At 69.0% G+C, this 12,906-nt stretch carries 10 protein-coding genes; 9 read left to right on the top strand and 1 reads right to left on the bottom strand.

The window, feature by feature from the left end:
* Positions 1–35: 35 nt before the first annotated feature.
* Positions 36–2,852: a LuxR C-terminal-related transcriptional regulator gene (locus ABFO07_RS28290; protein WP_060352498.1), complete on the bottom strand. Its 2,817-nt coding sequence runs from the start codon at positions 2,850–2,852 to the stop codon at positions 36–38.
* Between the two features lie 266 nt (positions 2,853–3,118).
* Here ABFO07_RS28290 and ABFO07_RS28285 point away from each other — a divergent pair, with 266 nt between their 5' ends.
* From ABFO07_RS28285 to ABFO07_RS28245, 9 genes are all read left to right on the top strand, one after another.
* A complete protein-coding gene (locus tag ABFO07_RS28285) occupies positions 3,119–4,201 on the top strand; it encodes a porin (protein WP_124517669.1) in 1,083 nt (360 codons plus the stop codon).
* A 328-nt stretch (positions 4,202–4,529) separates the two neighbouring features.
* Complete coding sequence (locus ABFO07_RS28280) at positions 4,530–4,799, top strand: YtcA family lipoprotein (RefSeq protein WP_059810891.1); 270 nt, start codon at positions 4,530–4,532, stop codon at positions 4,797–4,799.
* 15 nt (positions 4,800–4,814) lie between these two features.
* The gene (mdtN, locus tag ABFO07_RS28275) at positions 4,815–5,879 is read left to right on the top strand and encodes a multidrug transporter subunit MdtN (RefSeq protein WP_347469026.1); all 1,065 of its coding nucleotides are present in this window, start codon (positions 4,815–4,817) and stop codon (positions 5,877–5,879) included.
* A 7-nt stretch (positions 5,880–5,886) separates the two neighbouring features.
* Complete coding sequence (locus ABFO07_RS28270; protein WP_347469024.1) at positions 5,887–7,983, top strand: FUSC family protein; 2,097 nt, start codon at positions 5,887–5,889, stop codon at positions 7,981–7,983.
* The gene (locus ABFO07_RS28265) at positions 7,980–9,464 is read left to right on the top strand and encodes an MdtP family multidrug efflux transporter outer membrane subunit (RefSeq protein ID WP_060352496.1); all 1,485 of its coding nucleotides are present in this window, start codon (positions 7,980–7,982) and stop codon (positions 9,462–9,464) included. The genes ABFO07_RS28270 and ABFO07_RS28265 overlap by 4 nt, the downstream gene beginning before the upstream one ends.
* Before the next feature lie 8 nt (positions 9,465–9,472).
* On the top strand, positions 9,473–9,943 hold the full coding sequence (locus ABFO07_RS28260; RefSeq protein ID WP_059922240.1) for a MarR family winged helix-turn-helix transcriptional regulator: 471 nt from the start codon (positions 9,473–9,475) through the stop codon (positions 9,941–9,943).
* A 48-nt stretch (positions 9,944–9,991) separates the two neighbouring features.
* On the top strand, positions 9,992–10,642 hold the full coding sequence (locus ABFO07_RS28255) for a paraquat-inducible protein A (RefSeq protein ID WP_347469022.1): 651 nt from the start codon (positions 9,992–9,994) through the stop codon (positions 10,640–10,642).
* Entirely contained in the window at positions 10,639–11,268 is a 630-nt protein-coding gene (locus ABFO07_RS28250; protein ID WP_059993265.1) for a paraquat-inducible protein A, read from the top strand. The genes ABFO07_RS28255 and ABFO07_RS28250 overlap by 4 nt, the downstream gene beginning before the upstream one ends.
* Positions 11,261–12,901, top strand: a complete 1,641-nt coding sequence (locus tag ABFO07_RS28245) for an intermembrane transport protein PqiB (RefSeq protein WP_347469020.1) — start codon at positions 11,261–11,263, stop codon at positions 12,899–12,901. The genes ABFO07_RS28250 and ABFO07_RS28245 overlap by 8 nt, the downstream gene beginning before the upstream one ends.
* Positions 12,902–12,906 lie beyond the last annotated feature (5 nt).

Genomic DNA, 12,906 nt, shown 5'->3' with positions numbered 1-12,906 from the left:
CGCCACGTCGTGCCGGTGGCGCCCGCCGCCGTGGTTCACGGGCCCGGCATCGCGCGCTGCCCGGGCGGCGCCGGATCGGATTCCCGCGCGTCGCCGCGATCGACCGGCGTCACGCCCAGCCCGGTCTGGACGGCCTCGAACCGCGTGCCGACCTTCAGTTTCTCGAAGATGTTCTTCAGGTGCCACTTGATGGTCTCGGGCGCCACGCGCAAGGCCCGGCCGATTTCCTTGTTCGACAGGCCCTGGGCGATATGGCCGAGGATCTCGATCTCGCGCGCGCTGAGCAGGTGCCGCGCGCCGCGCGCGTCGTCGCCGGTCGTCCGTTGCTGCGGGTCGAACGCGGCGAGCAGCCGGTCGACGAAGGCTCGCCGGCTTCCGGCGCGATCGGGCGTGTCGCGGGCCCATCTCGTCAACAGGCGCAGCGCCGGCTCGCCTTCGTCGACGAAGCTGCTGATCATGCCGTTCGATTGCGCGTAGCGCAGCGCGTCGTCCAGTGCCGCCAGCGCGGCTTCATGCGCGTCGGCCTGCTCGAGCGCCAGCGCGCGCAACAGCGAGGTGCGTGCCTCGAGGTATTGCATGCCGGCCCGGGCAAACGTGTTCCCCAGCGCGTCGAGCCGTTCGGCGGCCCGCCCGGCGTGGCCCGTTGCGATGTCGAGCCGCGCCTGCACCTCGCACCAGCTTGCCCATGTCTCGAGAAAACTGCCCATCGGCGCGGGGGGCGGCGCGGGCATCAGCGCTTCCAGCGCGTCGGCGGTGTCCCGTGCGCGATCGAGCCACCCGCGTTGCAGGCACAGGCGCACGATATCGGCGTCGCAGGAGGCGCGCAGGCGTAGCCAGCCCCGCGACGCGGCCAGTTCCGCTCCTTGTTCCAGGCACAGCAACGCCGACGCGATATCGCCATGCCGGGCGTGCAGCCGGGCCGCGGTGCGGCAGTAGCTCGACAGCGACCCGAGCGGACACGCTTGCGCAGTGATGGCCGAGCGGTCGTTGACGAGCTGCCGCGCGCGGGCCAGATCGTTCTGCTCGTAACGGACCGCGGCCAGGTAGCCTGCCGGCACGGCCGCGGCGGCGGAGTGGCGGCACACGTTCGCTTCCGCGCGGGCGAGGGCCGACTCGAACAGCGCGGCCGCCTCCGACAGGCGGCCGTTGACCAGCACGTTCAGCCCGAACATGCATTCGCGGTAGACGCTTGCGTAGATGGGTTCGTGATCGTCGTCCGGCGCGATCGCTCTCTTGCGTCTGATCTGCTCGACCTCGTCGAAGCGGCCGTCGTAGGTCAGGCCGAAGATTTGCGCGGATTCCCCGATTCGCCGGGCCCACGCCGGCACGGGCAGCGGCGAAGCGGCCGCTTCGCGGCCGAGGTCGAGCGACCGGTAACTGTCGTCGCGAAAGCCGGACAGCGCGGCGGCCACCGCGATCGCCTCGATCCGCAACAGCGCGTTGCCGACGTGTGCGGCTCGCGTGCCATCGACGGGCGTGTGCGCGAGATCGGATGTCACCGACTGCAGCACGCTGCCCGCCTCCGGCGTATGCATCAGGAAGGCAAGCGCCAATGCATTGGCCAGCCGAAGCCGCAGGCGCGATTCCACCAGGTCGGGAGGCAGCTTGCCGATCAGGCTCAGCAGCATGCTCACGTCGCTGCGATCGATCAACGCCATCGCGCAGTGCTCGACCCAGGTCGCGGCCTGCTGCGCGTCGCCGGCAGCCAGCGCATGGCGCACGGCCTCCGGCCACTGGCGCTCGGCCGCGAGCCACTGGCTGGCGCGACGGTGCAGCTTCGGCAGCTCGTCGGCCAGCTGCCGGGCGGCTCGCCGCCTGAGCGCGTCGGACATCAGCGCGTGATAGCGGAACCATTGCCGCTCGTCGTCGAGCGCGCGGATGAACAGGTTATTGCGCTCCAGCCAGTCGAGCTTCTCCCAGCTGCGTGCGCCGGCGCCCATGACGGCATCGCACAGCCCGGGGCTCAGCCGCTCGAGGATCGACGTGCGCAGCAGGAATTGATAGACGGCGGGCGGCAGGCGGGCCAGCACCGCTTCGTCGAGATAGGCGTCGATGCCGTACCGGTTGCCGGCAAGATCGCGCGCGACCCTGGCGGCATCCGCCGCATCGTGCAGCGACAGCGACGCGAGCTGCAGGCCGGCGATCCATCCCTCCGTTGCATCGTGGAGCAGTTCGACGGCAGGACGGTCGAGTATCGCGGTGCCCGCGCGCGCGAAGAATGCCTGCGCGTCGTCGGCGGAAAAGCGCAGGTCGGATTCGTCGATCCGCAGCAGCTGCCCGTGGGCCTGGAAGTGGGCGAGCGCCAGCTTGGGCTCGCTGCGCGCACCGAGCAGGATATGAAAGTTGTCGGGCGCATAGCGCAGCAGGCGAGAGACCGCGGCCCGCACGGGCGTGGACGACAGGCGGTCGAAATCGTCGAGGACCAGAAACACCTGCTTGCCGCAGGCCGCGATTTCGTTGAGCAGCACGGACACGACGGTCCTGCCGGGCGTGAGCGGGTCCTTGCGCAGCAATCGTTCGGCGTGCTGCCCGACGCCGCCCGTGCCACGGCTCAGCGCGGCGACCAGGTACGCGCCGAACTGGTCGGGGTCGTCGTCGTCGCTGTCCAGGCTCAGCCACGCGACGAGCTGGTGCCGGGTGCGCAGCACTTCGCACCATTCGGACAACATCGTCGTTTTCCCGAACCCCGCCGGCGCGATGATCAGCGTGACCGTATGTCCGGCTGCCGCCGCCAGCTTCTTCAGCAGCGGCCGCCGCGTCACGCGGCAGCGGGGCGGCCGGGGCGGCGCCATCTTGGTCTGGATGAGTGAGAGATCCCAGCGTTGCGTGTCGGGATCGGTCGGAAGGTTCATTGCGAGATATACCGGGAAGATGCCGCCCCATCATAATCCGCGCCGCCGTGCGGGCGATGAGGGTTTTCCCACGGGAGGGGGGTGACCGGATTCCACCCCCCCGGCGCGCGCGGCCGACCCTCCCCGCCGGCCGGCCGCGCACCTGTCCGCCTGCCCGTAATCTTGCCCCGGGATCGCGTCCGTGGTCGTGACGCGCGCAGCGTCGTTCGACACCGCGCGGGCGGGCATCCCGAATCAAAAAACAACTATTCGATTGGAGATTGCGGATGAAATCGTCAACGTGCCCGCGAGCATGGGGTTTTTTTGTGGCGGCATCGCTGGGTGCAGCGTCCGGGCTGGCTCACGCTCAGAGCAGCGTGACCTTGTATGGGGTGGTCGATGCGGCCGTGCTGTATACGAACAAGTCGCTGAACACGCACACCGGCGCGAATGGCGGCCACAAGTTCGCGATGATCGACGGCGCCGCGTCGGCATCGCGATTCGGCCTGAGAGGCGTCGAGGATCTCGGCGGCGGAATGAAGGCGACGTTCGTCCTCGAAAGCGGCATCGACGTGTCGAACGGCGGGTTCGCGAATTCGAACGGCAATATGTTCGGCCGTCAGGCATGGCTCGCATTGAGCGGCAATTTCGGGACGGTCAAGGCCGGCCTGCAATACTCGCCGTTCGTGCTCGCCCAGATCGCGACCGATCCGCGCGACATCGCCTATTTCGGCAGCGGCGCCGTCATCTATGTCGACAACGTGCTGGTGACGGGGCTGTTCAATCAGAATGCCGTGTCCTACACGAGCCCGGTGATCGCGGGTTTCCAGGGCAGCGCGATGTTCGGCTTCGGCGGCAAGGCCGGCGATTTCCAGTCGGGCCGGCAATATTCGGCAAGCCTGAAATACCAGATGGGCGGCCTGCTCGTCACGGCGGCGCTTTATAACGGCAACGCGGGCGGCACGGCGGCGACGCCGATTCCAAGCACCGTGCCGTTCACGGGGCGAGCGATCGGCGCCGTGTACGATTTCGGCAACCTGACCGTCAAGGCCTCCTACGCGCTCTACAAGGTGGGCGGATCGTTCGACAACCGGGTGGTTGGCGCCGGAGCCAGCTACCTGATTACGCCCGCGGTCAACGTCGATGCCGGCGCGTGGTTCACGAGCGACGGCAACGATACCCGCAACCACTCGCTGCTGACCGCGATCGGGTTGCGGTACTTCTTGTCGAAGGCAACGGCGCTCTACACGCAGGTCGGGCTCGTGCACAACTACGGGCGGATGAACACCGGGCTGTCGATCAACGGCGCGCTGCACGAGGGCCGCGGCACGGCCGTGGGCGCCGTGCTCGGCATGCGTCATTCGTTCTAGGCCCAGGGCGGCACGCTGTGCGCCGCACCGGCGCGCAGCGTGCGCGGCCCCGCGATCGCGGCGGGCCGCATTGTGAATTTTCACAATCGCGTTGTCGGTTATTCCAGTGCTTTCGCCTTCCCCGCCCGCTTACCATCGGGGATCGAGTCGCGCAGGGCCTGTTACCGGCCCTCCGTTCTTCCGGCCGGGGCCGCGCTTGCGCCCGGCTGCCGCGGCAGGCAGGCGGCCATCCGCCCGAGCCCCGTTCCGCCGTACCCATTCAATCGTCGAGTCAACCTTGCGGCATTCGACCATGCGTCCATTGCCCGCCGCCGTGAGTCCTTTGCAGATGCGCTCATCCACCGCCCAGAAATTCGTCCCGCTCGCGGCCAGCCTGTTGCTTGGCGGCTGCGTGCCCGCGCCGTCGGTCGTCGTGTTCGGCGCCGCGTTTCCGGACTGGCTGTTCTGCATCGTCTTCGGCGTGCTGGGCACCGTCGTCGTCCATGTCGTGCTGGGCAAGCGCGGCAAGCGCGCGTGGCTGGCGCCGCTCGCGATCAGCTACCCGGCGCTCGCCGCGCTGCTCGCGATGGCCTTCTGGCTGCTCTTCTTCCCCCACTGATCACGCGTACCGTATATGTCCGACGCCTCCCGCGCCTCCCGCGCCTCGCGCAAAAAGTCCCTTCCCGCGTTGCTCGTCGCCGCCGCCGCGCTGGTGCTGCTCGGTGTCGTGCTGTGGCGGATCGACCGCGCACCGAGCACCGACGACGCCTACGTGTACGCGGACACGATCAACGTGGTGCCGGAAGTCAACGGACGCATCGTCGAGATGCCGGTGCGCGACAACCAGCAGGTCAAGCAGGGCGATCTGCTGTTCCGGATCGATCCGCGGCCGTACCAGGATGCGCTGAATCAGGCGCGGGCGCGGCTCGAGACGCTCGATCGGCAGATCGCGCTCACGCAGCGTTCGGTCAATGCGCAGCAATACAACGCCGAATCCGTGAAGGCGGCGGTCGAGCGGTCCCGCGCGCAGGCGAACCAGGCAACCGATACGCTCCGCCGGATCGAGCCGCTGCTGGCGCATGGCTACACGTCGGCCGAAGACGTCGATCGGGCCCGCACCGCGCAGCGGGCCGCGCAGGCGGAATTGAATGCGGCGACGCTGCAGGCGCAGCAGGCCAAGGCGGCCGTGAGCGGCGTGGACGCGCTGGTCGCGCAGCGCGCGGAAGTCAACGCGCAGATCGCGATCGCCGAATTGAACCTCGAGTTCACCGAGGTGCGCGCGCCGTTCGACGGACGGGTCGCGGCATTGCGCACGACGGTGGGGCAGTTCGCTTCCGCGCTCAAGCCGGTGTTCACGTTGATCGATACGCGCCACTGGTATGTGATCGCGAATTTCCGCGAGACCGACCTGAAGGGCGTGCGCGCGGGGATACCGGCCACCGTCTACCTGACGAGCGACACCGGCAGGCGCTTCGAGGGCCGCGTCGATTCGATCAGCTACGGCGTGCTGCCCGACGACGGCGGCGTGGTGCTGGAGGGGCTGCCGCGGGTGCAGCGCAGCATCAACTGGGTGCACGTGTCGCAGCGCTTCCCGGTCAAGATCGCGGTGGCGAACCCGGACCCGGCGAGCTTCCGGATCGGCACGTCGGCGGTCGCCACGCTGCGCCGCGATGGCCACCCGCACGATGCATCCCGTTGAGCGGCACATGAGCGCCGCACATGCCCTGCCGGGCGGCCTGCAACGTTTCGCCCGCTTCGTGGGCGGCGAAATCCGCCCGTATCCGGGGCGCATGAACGTGACGCTGCGCTGCGTGCTGACCAGCGCGCTCGTCATCGTCACGTCGATGGCGCTGCAGGTGCCGCTGCTCGCGCTGTCGCTGATCGTCGTGTTCTACGTCACGCAGGCCAACGTCGTCGTGACGCGCATGATCGGCGTGCTGTTCGTCGTCGGTTCGACGCTGGCGATCGTCAGCGCGATCCTGGTGCTGAAGCTGACCTACGACTATCCGCTGCTGCGGATCCTGCTGGCCAGCGCGCTGTTCTTCGGCAGCGTCTACCTGATGCGCGTGGCCAAGGTCGGCGTCGTGTTCTTCATCGTCGGCCTGATCGTCATCTACGTGCAGACCTTCGTCGACCGGACGGACCAGGCCGAACTGCTGGTGCGCATGGTGTTGTGGGTATGGGTCGCGGTCAACTATGCGATCGCGCTGACGCTCGTGATCAATACGCTGCTGCTGCCCGCCGAGCCGGTGCGCCAGCTCGAAGCCGCGATGCGCGGGCAACTGGACGCGATCGACGTGACGCTGGCCGGCCTCGAACACGGCACGCCGGCAGCCGGCGTGCCGGGGGCGCGTGCGATCCAGCTTGCCGCGTTGACGCTGCAGAAGCTGCTGCGTTTCGCCACGATGCGCGACGCGGCGTATCGCAAGGGCCAGGCGCTGCATCTGGCGCGCGCGGCAACGGTGTCGCGCCTGTACGCCGCCGCAGGCCACCTGCCGGACTCCACGGCCGGCTTGCCGGCGAACGCGCTGCCCGCGCTGCGCGACGCATGCCGGGGCCTCGGCGATGCGATCGGAGCTGGCACGCGCTATGTCGCGCCCGCGGCATTGGCCGCGCTGCCGGCCGACGGGTTGCCCGGCGCGCTGGCGGAGATGCGCGACGCGCTGCTGGCGTTCGCGGATCGATCCGCGGCGGCACCGGATGCCGAATCGCCGGCCGAAAAGGGGCGCCTGCTGGTGCCCGATGCGCTCGTCAATCCGGTCTATGCGCAGTTCGCGCTGAAGACGCTGATGGCGGCCCTGTTCAGCTACGTCTTCTATATCGCCACCGATTGGCAAGGTATCCATACGATGATGCTGAGCTGCCTGATCGTCGCGCAGCCGAGCCTCGGCGCGACCGCCCAGCGCGCCGCGCTGCGGATCGGCGGCGCGGTGGTGGGCAGCGCCCTGGCGCTCGCGATGGTCGTGTGGGTCGTGCCGCATCTCGACGGCATCGTCGGCCTGTTGATGATGGCCTTGCCCGTCATCGCGCTGGGCGCGTGGGTGGCGGCAGGCTCCGAGCGCATCAGCTACGCGGGCATCCAGATCATGTTCACGTTTGCGCTGGCGTTGCTGGAGGAATTCGGTCCGGTCACCGACCTGACCGAAATCCGTGACCGGATGGTCGGCATCCTGCTCGGCGTCGCGGTGTCGGCGGCCGTCCACGCGTTCCTGTGGCCCGAGGCCGAGGGCGAAGCGCTGCGTCAGCGCGCGGCGACGCTGCTGCGCCGGATCGCCGCGCACCTGCGTCCGGGCGCAGCGGGCCCGGTGCCGATCGCGCTGTGGGGCGAGCTGGCCGATTGCGACGCGATGGCCGCGCGCGTGGCGCTGGAACCGGGCTGGCAGATGGCCGAAGGGCAGCACGAAGGCTTGACCCTGCGCATGCAGACGCTGCTGGCCCACGTCAGGGAAATCCTGCTGGCGGCCGACGCGTTCGGCGCGGAACGGCGCTCGCTGCGCTTGGCGGAGCGGACCGAGGCGGCCGCGAGCGCATTTGAACAGGCGCTGGCCGCTGCGCTGGACAGCTACGCACACGGGCTGGCCGACCATCCGTTGACGGTCGACGCGCCGCCCCGCATCGCATTGGACGCGCTGTCGGCCTGTTGCGCGGCCGATCTGTCGGCGCAGCCGGCCGATGCCGAGCGCGCCGCCCACGCGCGCCTGTTGACCCGGGCCGGGAACCTGGCCAGCCAGATTTCGATCCTGCCCGCCTGGGCCGAGGACGCCGTCAGCCCCGCACTTTCCTCGCGAGCTTCGCAAGCATGACCGTTTCGCCGATTCGATCCTTTTCTTCATCGCTGCGCCGTGTCGCGGCCGCGGCACTGCTGTGCGGCCTGTCCGCGTGCGCATTGATCCGCCACGACACCCAGCCGGCCGCGGCGCTCGATCCCGAGCGCATTCGCATTGCCGACGACATCCATCTGGCGCACGGCGACTGGCCGTCGGCCCGCTGGTGGACCCGCTATGCCGATCCGCAGCTCGACGCGCTGATCGAGCGCGCGCTCGGCGACGCGCCGACGATGGCGATCGCCCGCACGCGTGTCGCCCAGGCCCGGGCCAACGTCGATCTCGTGAAGGCCGGCACGAACCTGCAGGTGTCCGCGCTCGGCTCGGTGGACCGCGAGCGCGTGTCGGGCAACGGCTTCCTGGGCGCCTATTCCGGCAACGAGCCGATGATCGGCGCGACCGGGCCCTGGTATACGGAAGGCATCGTCGGCCTCGGCGCGAGTCTCGATGTCGACATCTGGGGCAAGGAACGTGCGCAGGTGGCCGCCGCGCTGGGGGTGCGCAATGCGCGCGCGGTCGAGCTGTCGGCCGTCGAACTGGAACTCGCCGCGGACGTCGCGCAGCTTTATTACGGCATCCAGACGACCTATCGAATCGCCGATCTGCTGGAGCAACTGCACGCGATCGCGACCATCTCGGTCGATGCGCATGCCGCGCGCGCGGCGCGCGGCCTCGAGCCGCGGACGCCGACCGAAACGGCGCGCGCGCAACAGCTGACGACGCAGCGGCAGTTGGCGGCCGCGCGAGCACGCATCACGCAGTTGCGCGAATCGTTGCGGGCGCTGGTCGGCGCGCGCGCCGACGAACTGGGCGACCTCCGGCCCGTGCCGCTGCCGTCGCCGCCGCTTGCGCTGCCCGCGACGCTCTCGTACGAATTCCTGGCGAGACGGCCGGATCTGCAGGCGCTGCGCTGGTATGTCGAAGCGTCGTTCGACAGGATCGACGCGGCCAAGGCCGCGTTCTATCCGAGCTTCGACATCAAGGCGTTCTTCGGCGTCAACGCGCTGCATCTGGCCGATCTGTTCACGCATGCAAGCCAGCAGATCAACCTGGTTCCCGGCCTGACCCTGCCGATTTTCGACGGCGGCCGGCTCAACGCGAATCTCGGCGGCGTGCGCGCGGCAAGCGACCTGCTGATCCTGCAGTACAACCAGGCGGTGCTGAACGCGGTGCGCGACGTGGCGATGACGGGCAGCCAGCTGCAGGATCTCGACGTCGAGGCGAAGCTGCAGACGGAGAAGATCGAGGCGGTGCAGTTCGCGCAGGACAGCGTCGACGCCCACTACCGAACCGGGCTGGCGAGCCGGCTCGCCGCCGTGGAGGCGAAGCAGGCGGTGCTCGTCGAACGCATGGTGCTGGCCGAGCTCGACGGACGGCGGATCGGCCAGGACATCGCGCTGACGAAGGCGCTGGGCGGCGGTTATCGGGCGCAAGCGCCGGTCACGCCGAAGGCCCGGTAGTGCGGAACATGGCCGACAGGTTTTCCCCACCGGATCGCCGCGACGTATCGCGCGAGCTTGACGCGGTTCGCTCGATATTGGGCGTCCACGCGTCGATCAAGCGGCTGTTCGAGCAGGCAACGTTGACCGCGCTGGGGATGCCGTTCTCCCAGGGCAGGGCGCTCGTCCATCTCGCGCGCGGCGAGGCGGTGTCATGCCAGGCGCTCGCCCGCTCGCTCGGGTGCGGCGCGGGCCGCATGTCGCGGCTGGTGGATGACCTCGAGGAGCGGGCATGGGTCGTGCGCCGACGCCATGACGACGATCGCCGCACGCTCGATCTCGCGCTGACGCCGGCCGGCCTGGCGCTCGCGGAGCGCATCCCGGCGGTGCTGGCGGAGGTCAGGCGGGGCGTGCTGAATCGATTGTCGGCGCAGGAGCGGGCGGTGCTCAAACGATTCCTCGAGCGGATGCTCGGGGAGATCGACGGACAGCCCGGCTGACCCGGCAGGCCGCGAACTTCCCGAAACACCCGGATCGCTATACCTCCCATGTCGAAACCCGCTCTGATCGCCTGTCACGAATGCGACGCACTGCTGCACAAGCTGCGCCTTGGCGGCCGTGACGTCGCGCACTGCCCGCGCTGCGACGCGGTGCTCTACCGCAGCAGCTCGGCGCAGCTCGACCGGATCTGCGCACTCACGCTCGCGGCGCTGATCACGTTCATGATCGCGCAGGCGTTCCCGATCCTCGAGATGGACGTGAACGGCAACCGCGTGCAGACCACGCTGTTCGGCGCGATCGAATCGCTGTGGCGCCAGGACATGGCGCCCGTCGCCGCGATGGTGTTCTGCTCGACCGTGCTGTTTCCGCTCGTCGAGATGTCCGCGCTCCTGTACCTGCTGTTCCCGCTGCGGCGCGGCCTCGTGCCGCCCGGCTTCAACCTCGTGCTGCGCGCGATCCAGCTGGTGCGCCCGTGGGGGATGATCGAAGTGTTCATGCTCGGCATCGTCGTGACCATCGTGAAGATGGTCACGCTCGCGCGCGTCGTGCCGGAAGCCGCGCTGTTCGCGTTCGCCGCGCTCACGCTGATGATCGCCGTCGTGCTGATGTTCGATCCGATGCTGCTGTGGGATCTCGTCGACGACCTGCGCGCCGGCCGCGCGCCCAGTGCCGCACCTCGCCCGGAGGCTCGCCGATGACCACGCCCACCGCCGCCCGCGCGGGCCTCGCGAGCTGCCACACCTGCGGCCTCGTCCAGACGCTCGACCATCCGCATGCCCGCTGCGCGCGCTGCCACGCCGCGCTCCATTTCCGCACGCCGAACAGCATCGCGCGCACCTGGGCGCTGCTGATCGCCGCCGCGATCCTCTACATTCCGGCGAACCTGCTGCCGATCATGCGCACCGCGTCGCTGGTCGGCGCGCAGCAGGACACGATCATGAGCGGCGTCGTGCTGTTCTGGGCCTCGGGCGACTGGCCGCTCGCGGTCGTCGTGTTCGTCGCGAGCATCCTCGTGCCGATGCTCAAGCTCGGCGTGCTGGTGATCCTCGTGATCAGCGCGCAGCGCCGCTCGCCGTGGCGGCCGATGCAGCGCACGCGGCTGTTCCGGATCGTCGAGCGCATCGGCCGCTGGTCGATGCTCGACATCTTCGTCGTGACGCTCACCGTCGCGCTCGTCCATTTCCGTTCGCTCGCCGTCATCACGGCCGGCCCCGGCGCGCTCGCGTTCGGTTCGGTCGTGATCCTGACGATGCTCGCGTCGATGCAGTTCGATCCCCGTCTGATCTGGGATCCGGTAGAAACCTCAGGGAAAAACCATGAATAGTCCGCAAGGCCCGCAGCAAGACGGCCGTCCGGCCCCCGATCAGCCCCCGCCGCAGGATCCCGCGATCTCGACGAAAAGCGGCTGGCTGCCGTCGCTCGTGTGGCTCGTGCCGCTGATCGCCGCGCTGATCGGCATCGGCCTCGTGATCAAGTCCGTGCGCGAGCGCGGCCCGGAAATCACCCTCACCTTCCATAGCGCCGAAGGCCTCGAGCCCGGCAAGACCCAGGTCAAGTACAAGGACGTCGAGATCGGCATGGTCAAGGCGATCACGCTGTCGAAGGACCTGACGCGCGTGCTGGTCGGCGTGCAGCTCAAGAAGGAATCGGAGAACTTCGCGGTCAAGGGCTCGCGCTTCTGGATCGTGCGGCCGCGCGTGGGCGCGACCGGCGTGTCGGGGCTCGGCACGCTGCTGTCGGGCGCGTACATCGGCGTCGACGCGGGCCGTTCGTCGGAGTCCCAGACCGAGTTCGCCGGGCTCGAGACGCCGCCGGCCGTCACCGGCGACCAGAAGGGCGCGCAGTACGTGCTGCGCGGCGATTCGCTCGGTTCGGTCGACATCGGCTCGCCGGTCTACTACCGGCGCGTGCAGGTCGGCCAGGTGGTGGGCTTCTCGCTCGACAAGGACGGCACGGGCGTGACCTTCAACGTGTTCGTGAACGCGCCGTACGACCAGTACGTCGGCGAGAACTCGCGCTGGTGGCAGGCAAGCGGCGTCGACCTGCGGCTCGATTCGAGCGGGCTGAAGCTGAACACGCAGTCGCTCGCGACGGTGATCCTCGGCGGCATCGCGTTCCAGACGCCACCGAACCAGACTACGGGCGCGACGGCGCCGGGCAACACGACGTTCCGCCTCGCCGCCGACGAGACCGACGCGATGCGCGACCCGGATGGCGAACTGGTACAGGTCGTGATGAATTTCAACCAGTCGCTGCGCGGGCTGGCGGTGGGCGCGCCGGTCGACTTCCGCGGCATCGTGCTCGGCGAAGTGACGAGCATCGGCATCGACTACGACCCGAAGGCGAAGAATTTCACGATGCCGGTGACGATGAACATCTATCCGGATCGGCTCGGCAAGCGCTTCCGGGACGCGGTCGGCGACAAGGGCGATGCCGCGCGCCGGCTGGTCCTGAAGCGGCTGGTTGCCAGTTACGGTCTGCGCGGCCAGCTGCGCACCGGCAACCTGCTGACGAGCCAGCTGTACGTCGCGCTCGATTTCTTCCCGCAGGCGCGGGCGGAGTCGATCGACATCACGAAGCCGGTGATGGAACTGCCCACCGTGCCGAACACGCTCGACGAACTGCAGGTGCAGGTCGCCGATATCGCGAAGAAGCTCGACAAGGTGCCGTTCGAGCAGATCGGCAAGAACCTGAACAGCACGCTCGCGAACGCCGACCGTCTGTTCAGGCAGCTCGACACGCAGGTCATGCCCGAGGCGCGCGACACGCTGTCGGCCGCGAAGCAGACCTTCTCGGCCGCCGAAGCGACGCTGCAGCAGGATTCGCCGCTGCAGTCCGACGTGCGCGGCGCGCTGAAGGAACTCACGCATACGCTGCAATCGCTGAACGCGCTCGCCGACTATCTGGAACGCCACCCCGAATCGTTGCTGCAAGGCAAACCCGGAGACAGGAAATGATCGAT

This window comes from Burkholderia stagnalis, assembly GCF_039848545.1.
Lineage (GTDB): Bacteria > Pseudomonadota > Gammaproteobacteria > Burkholderiales > Burkholderiaceae > Burkholderia > Burkholderia stagnalis.
This window is presented reverse-complemented; position numbering and strand designations above follow the sequence as displayed.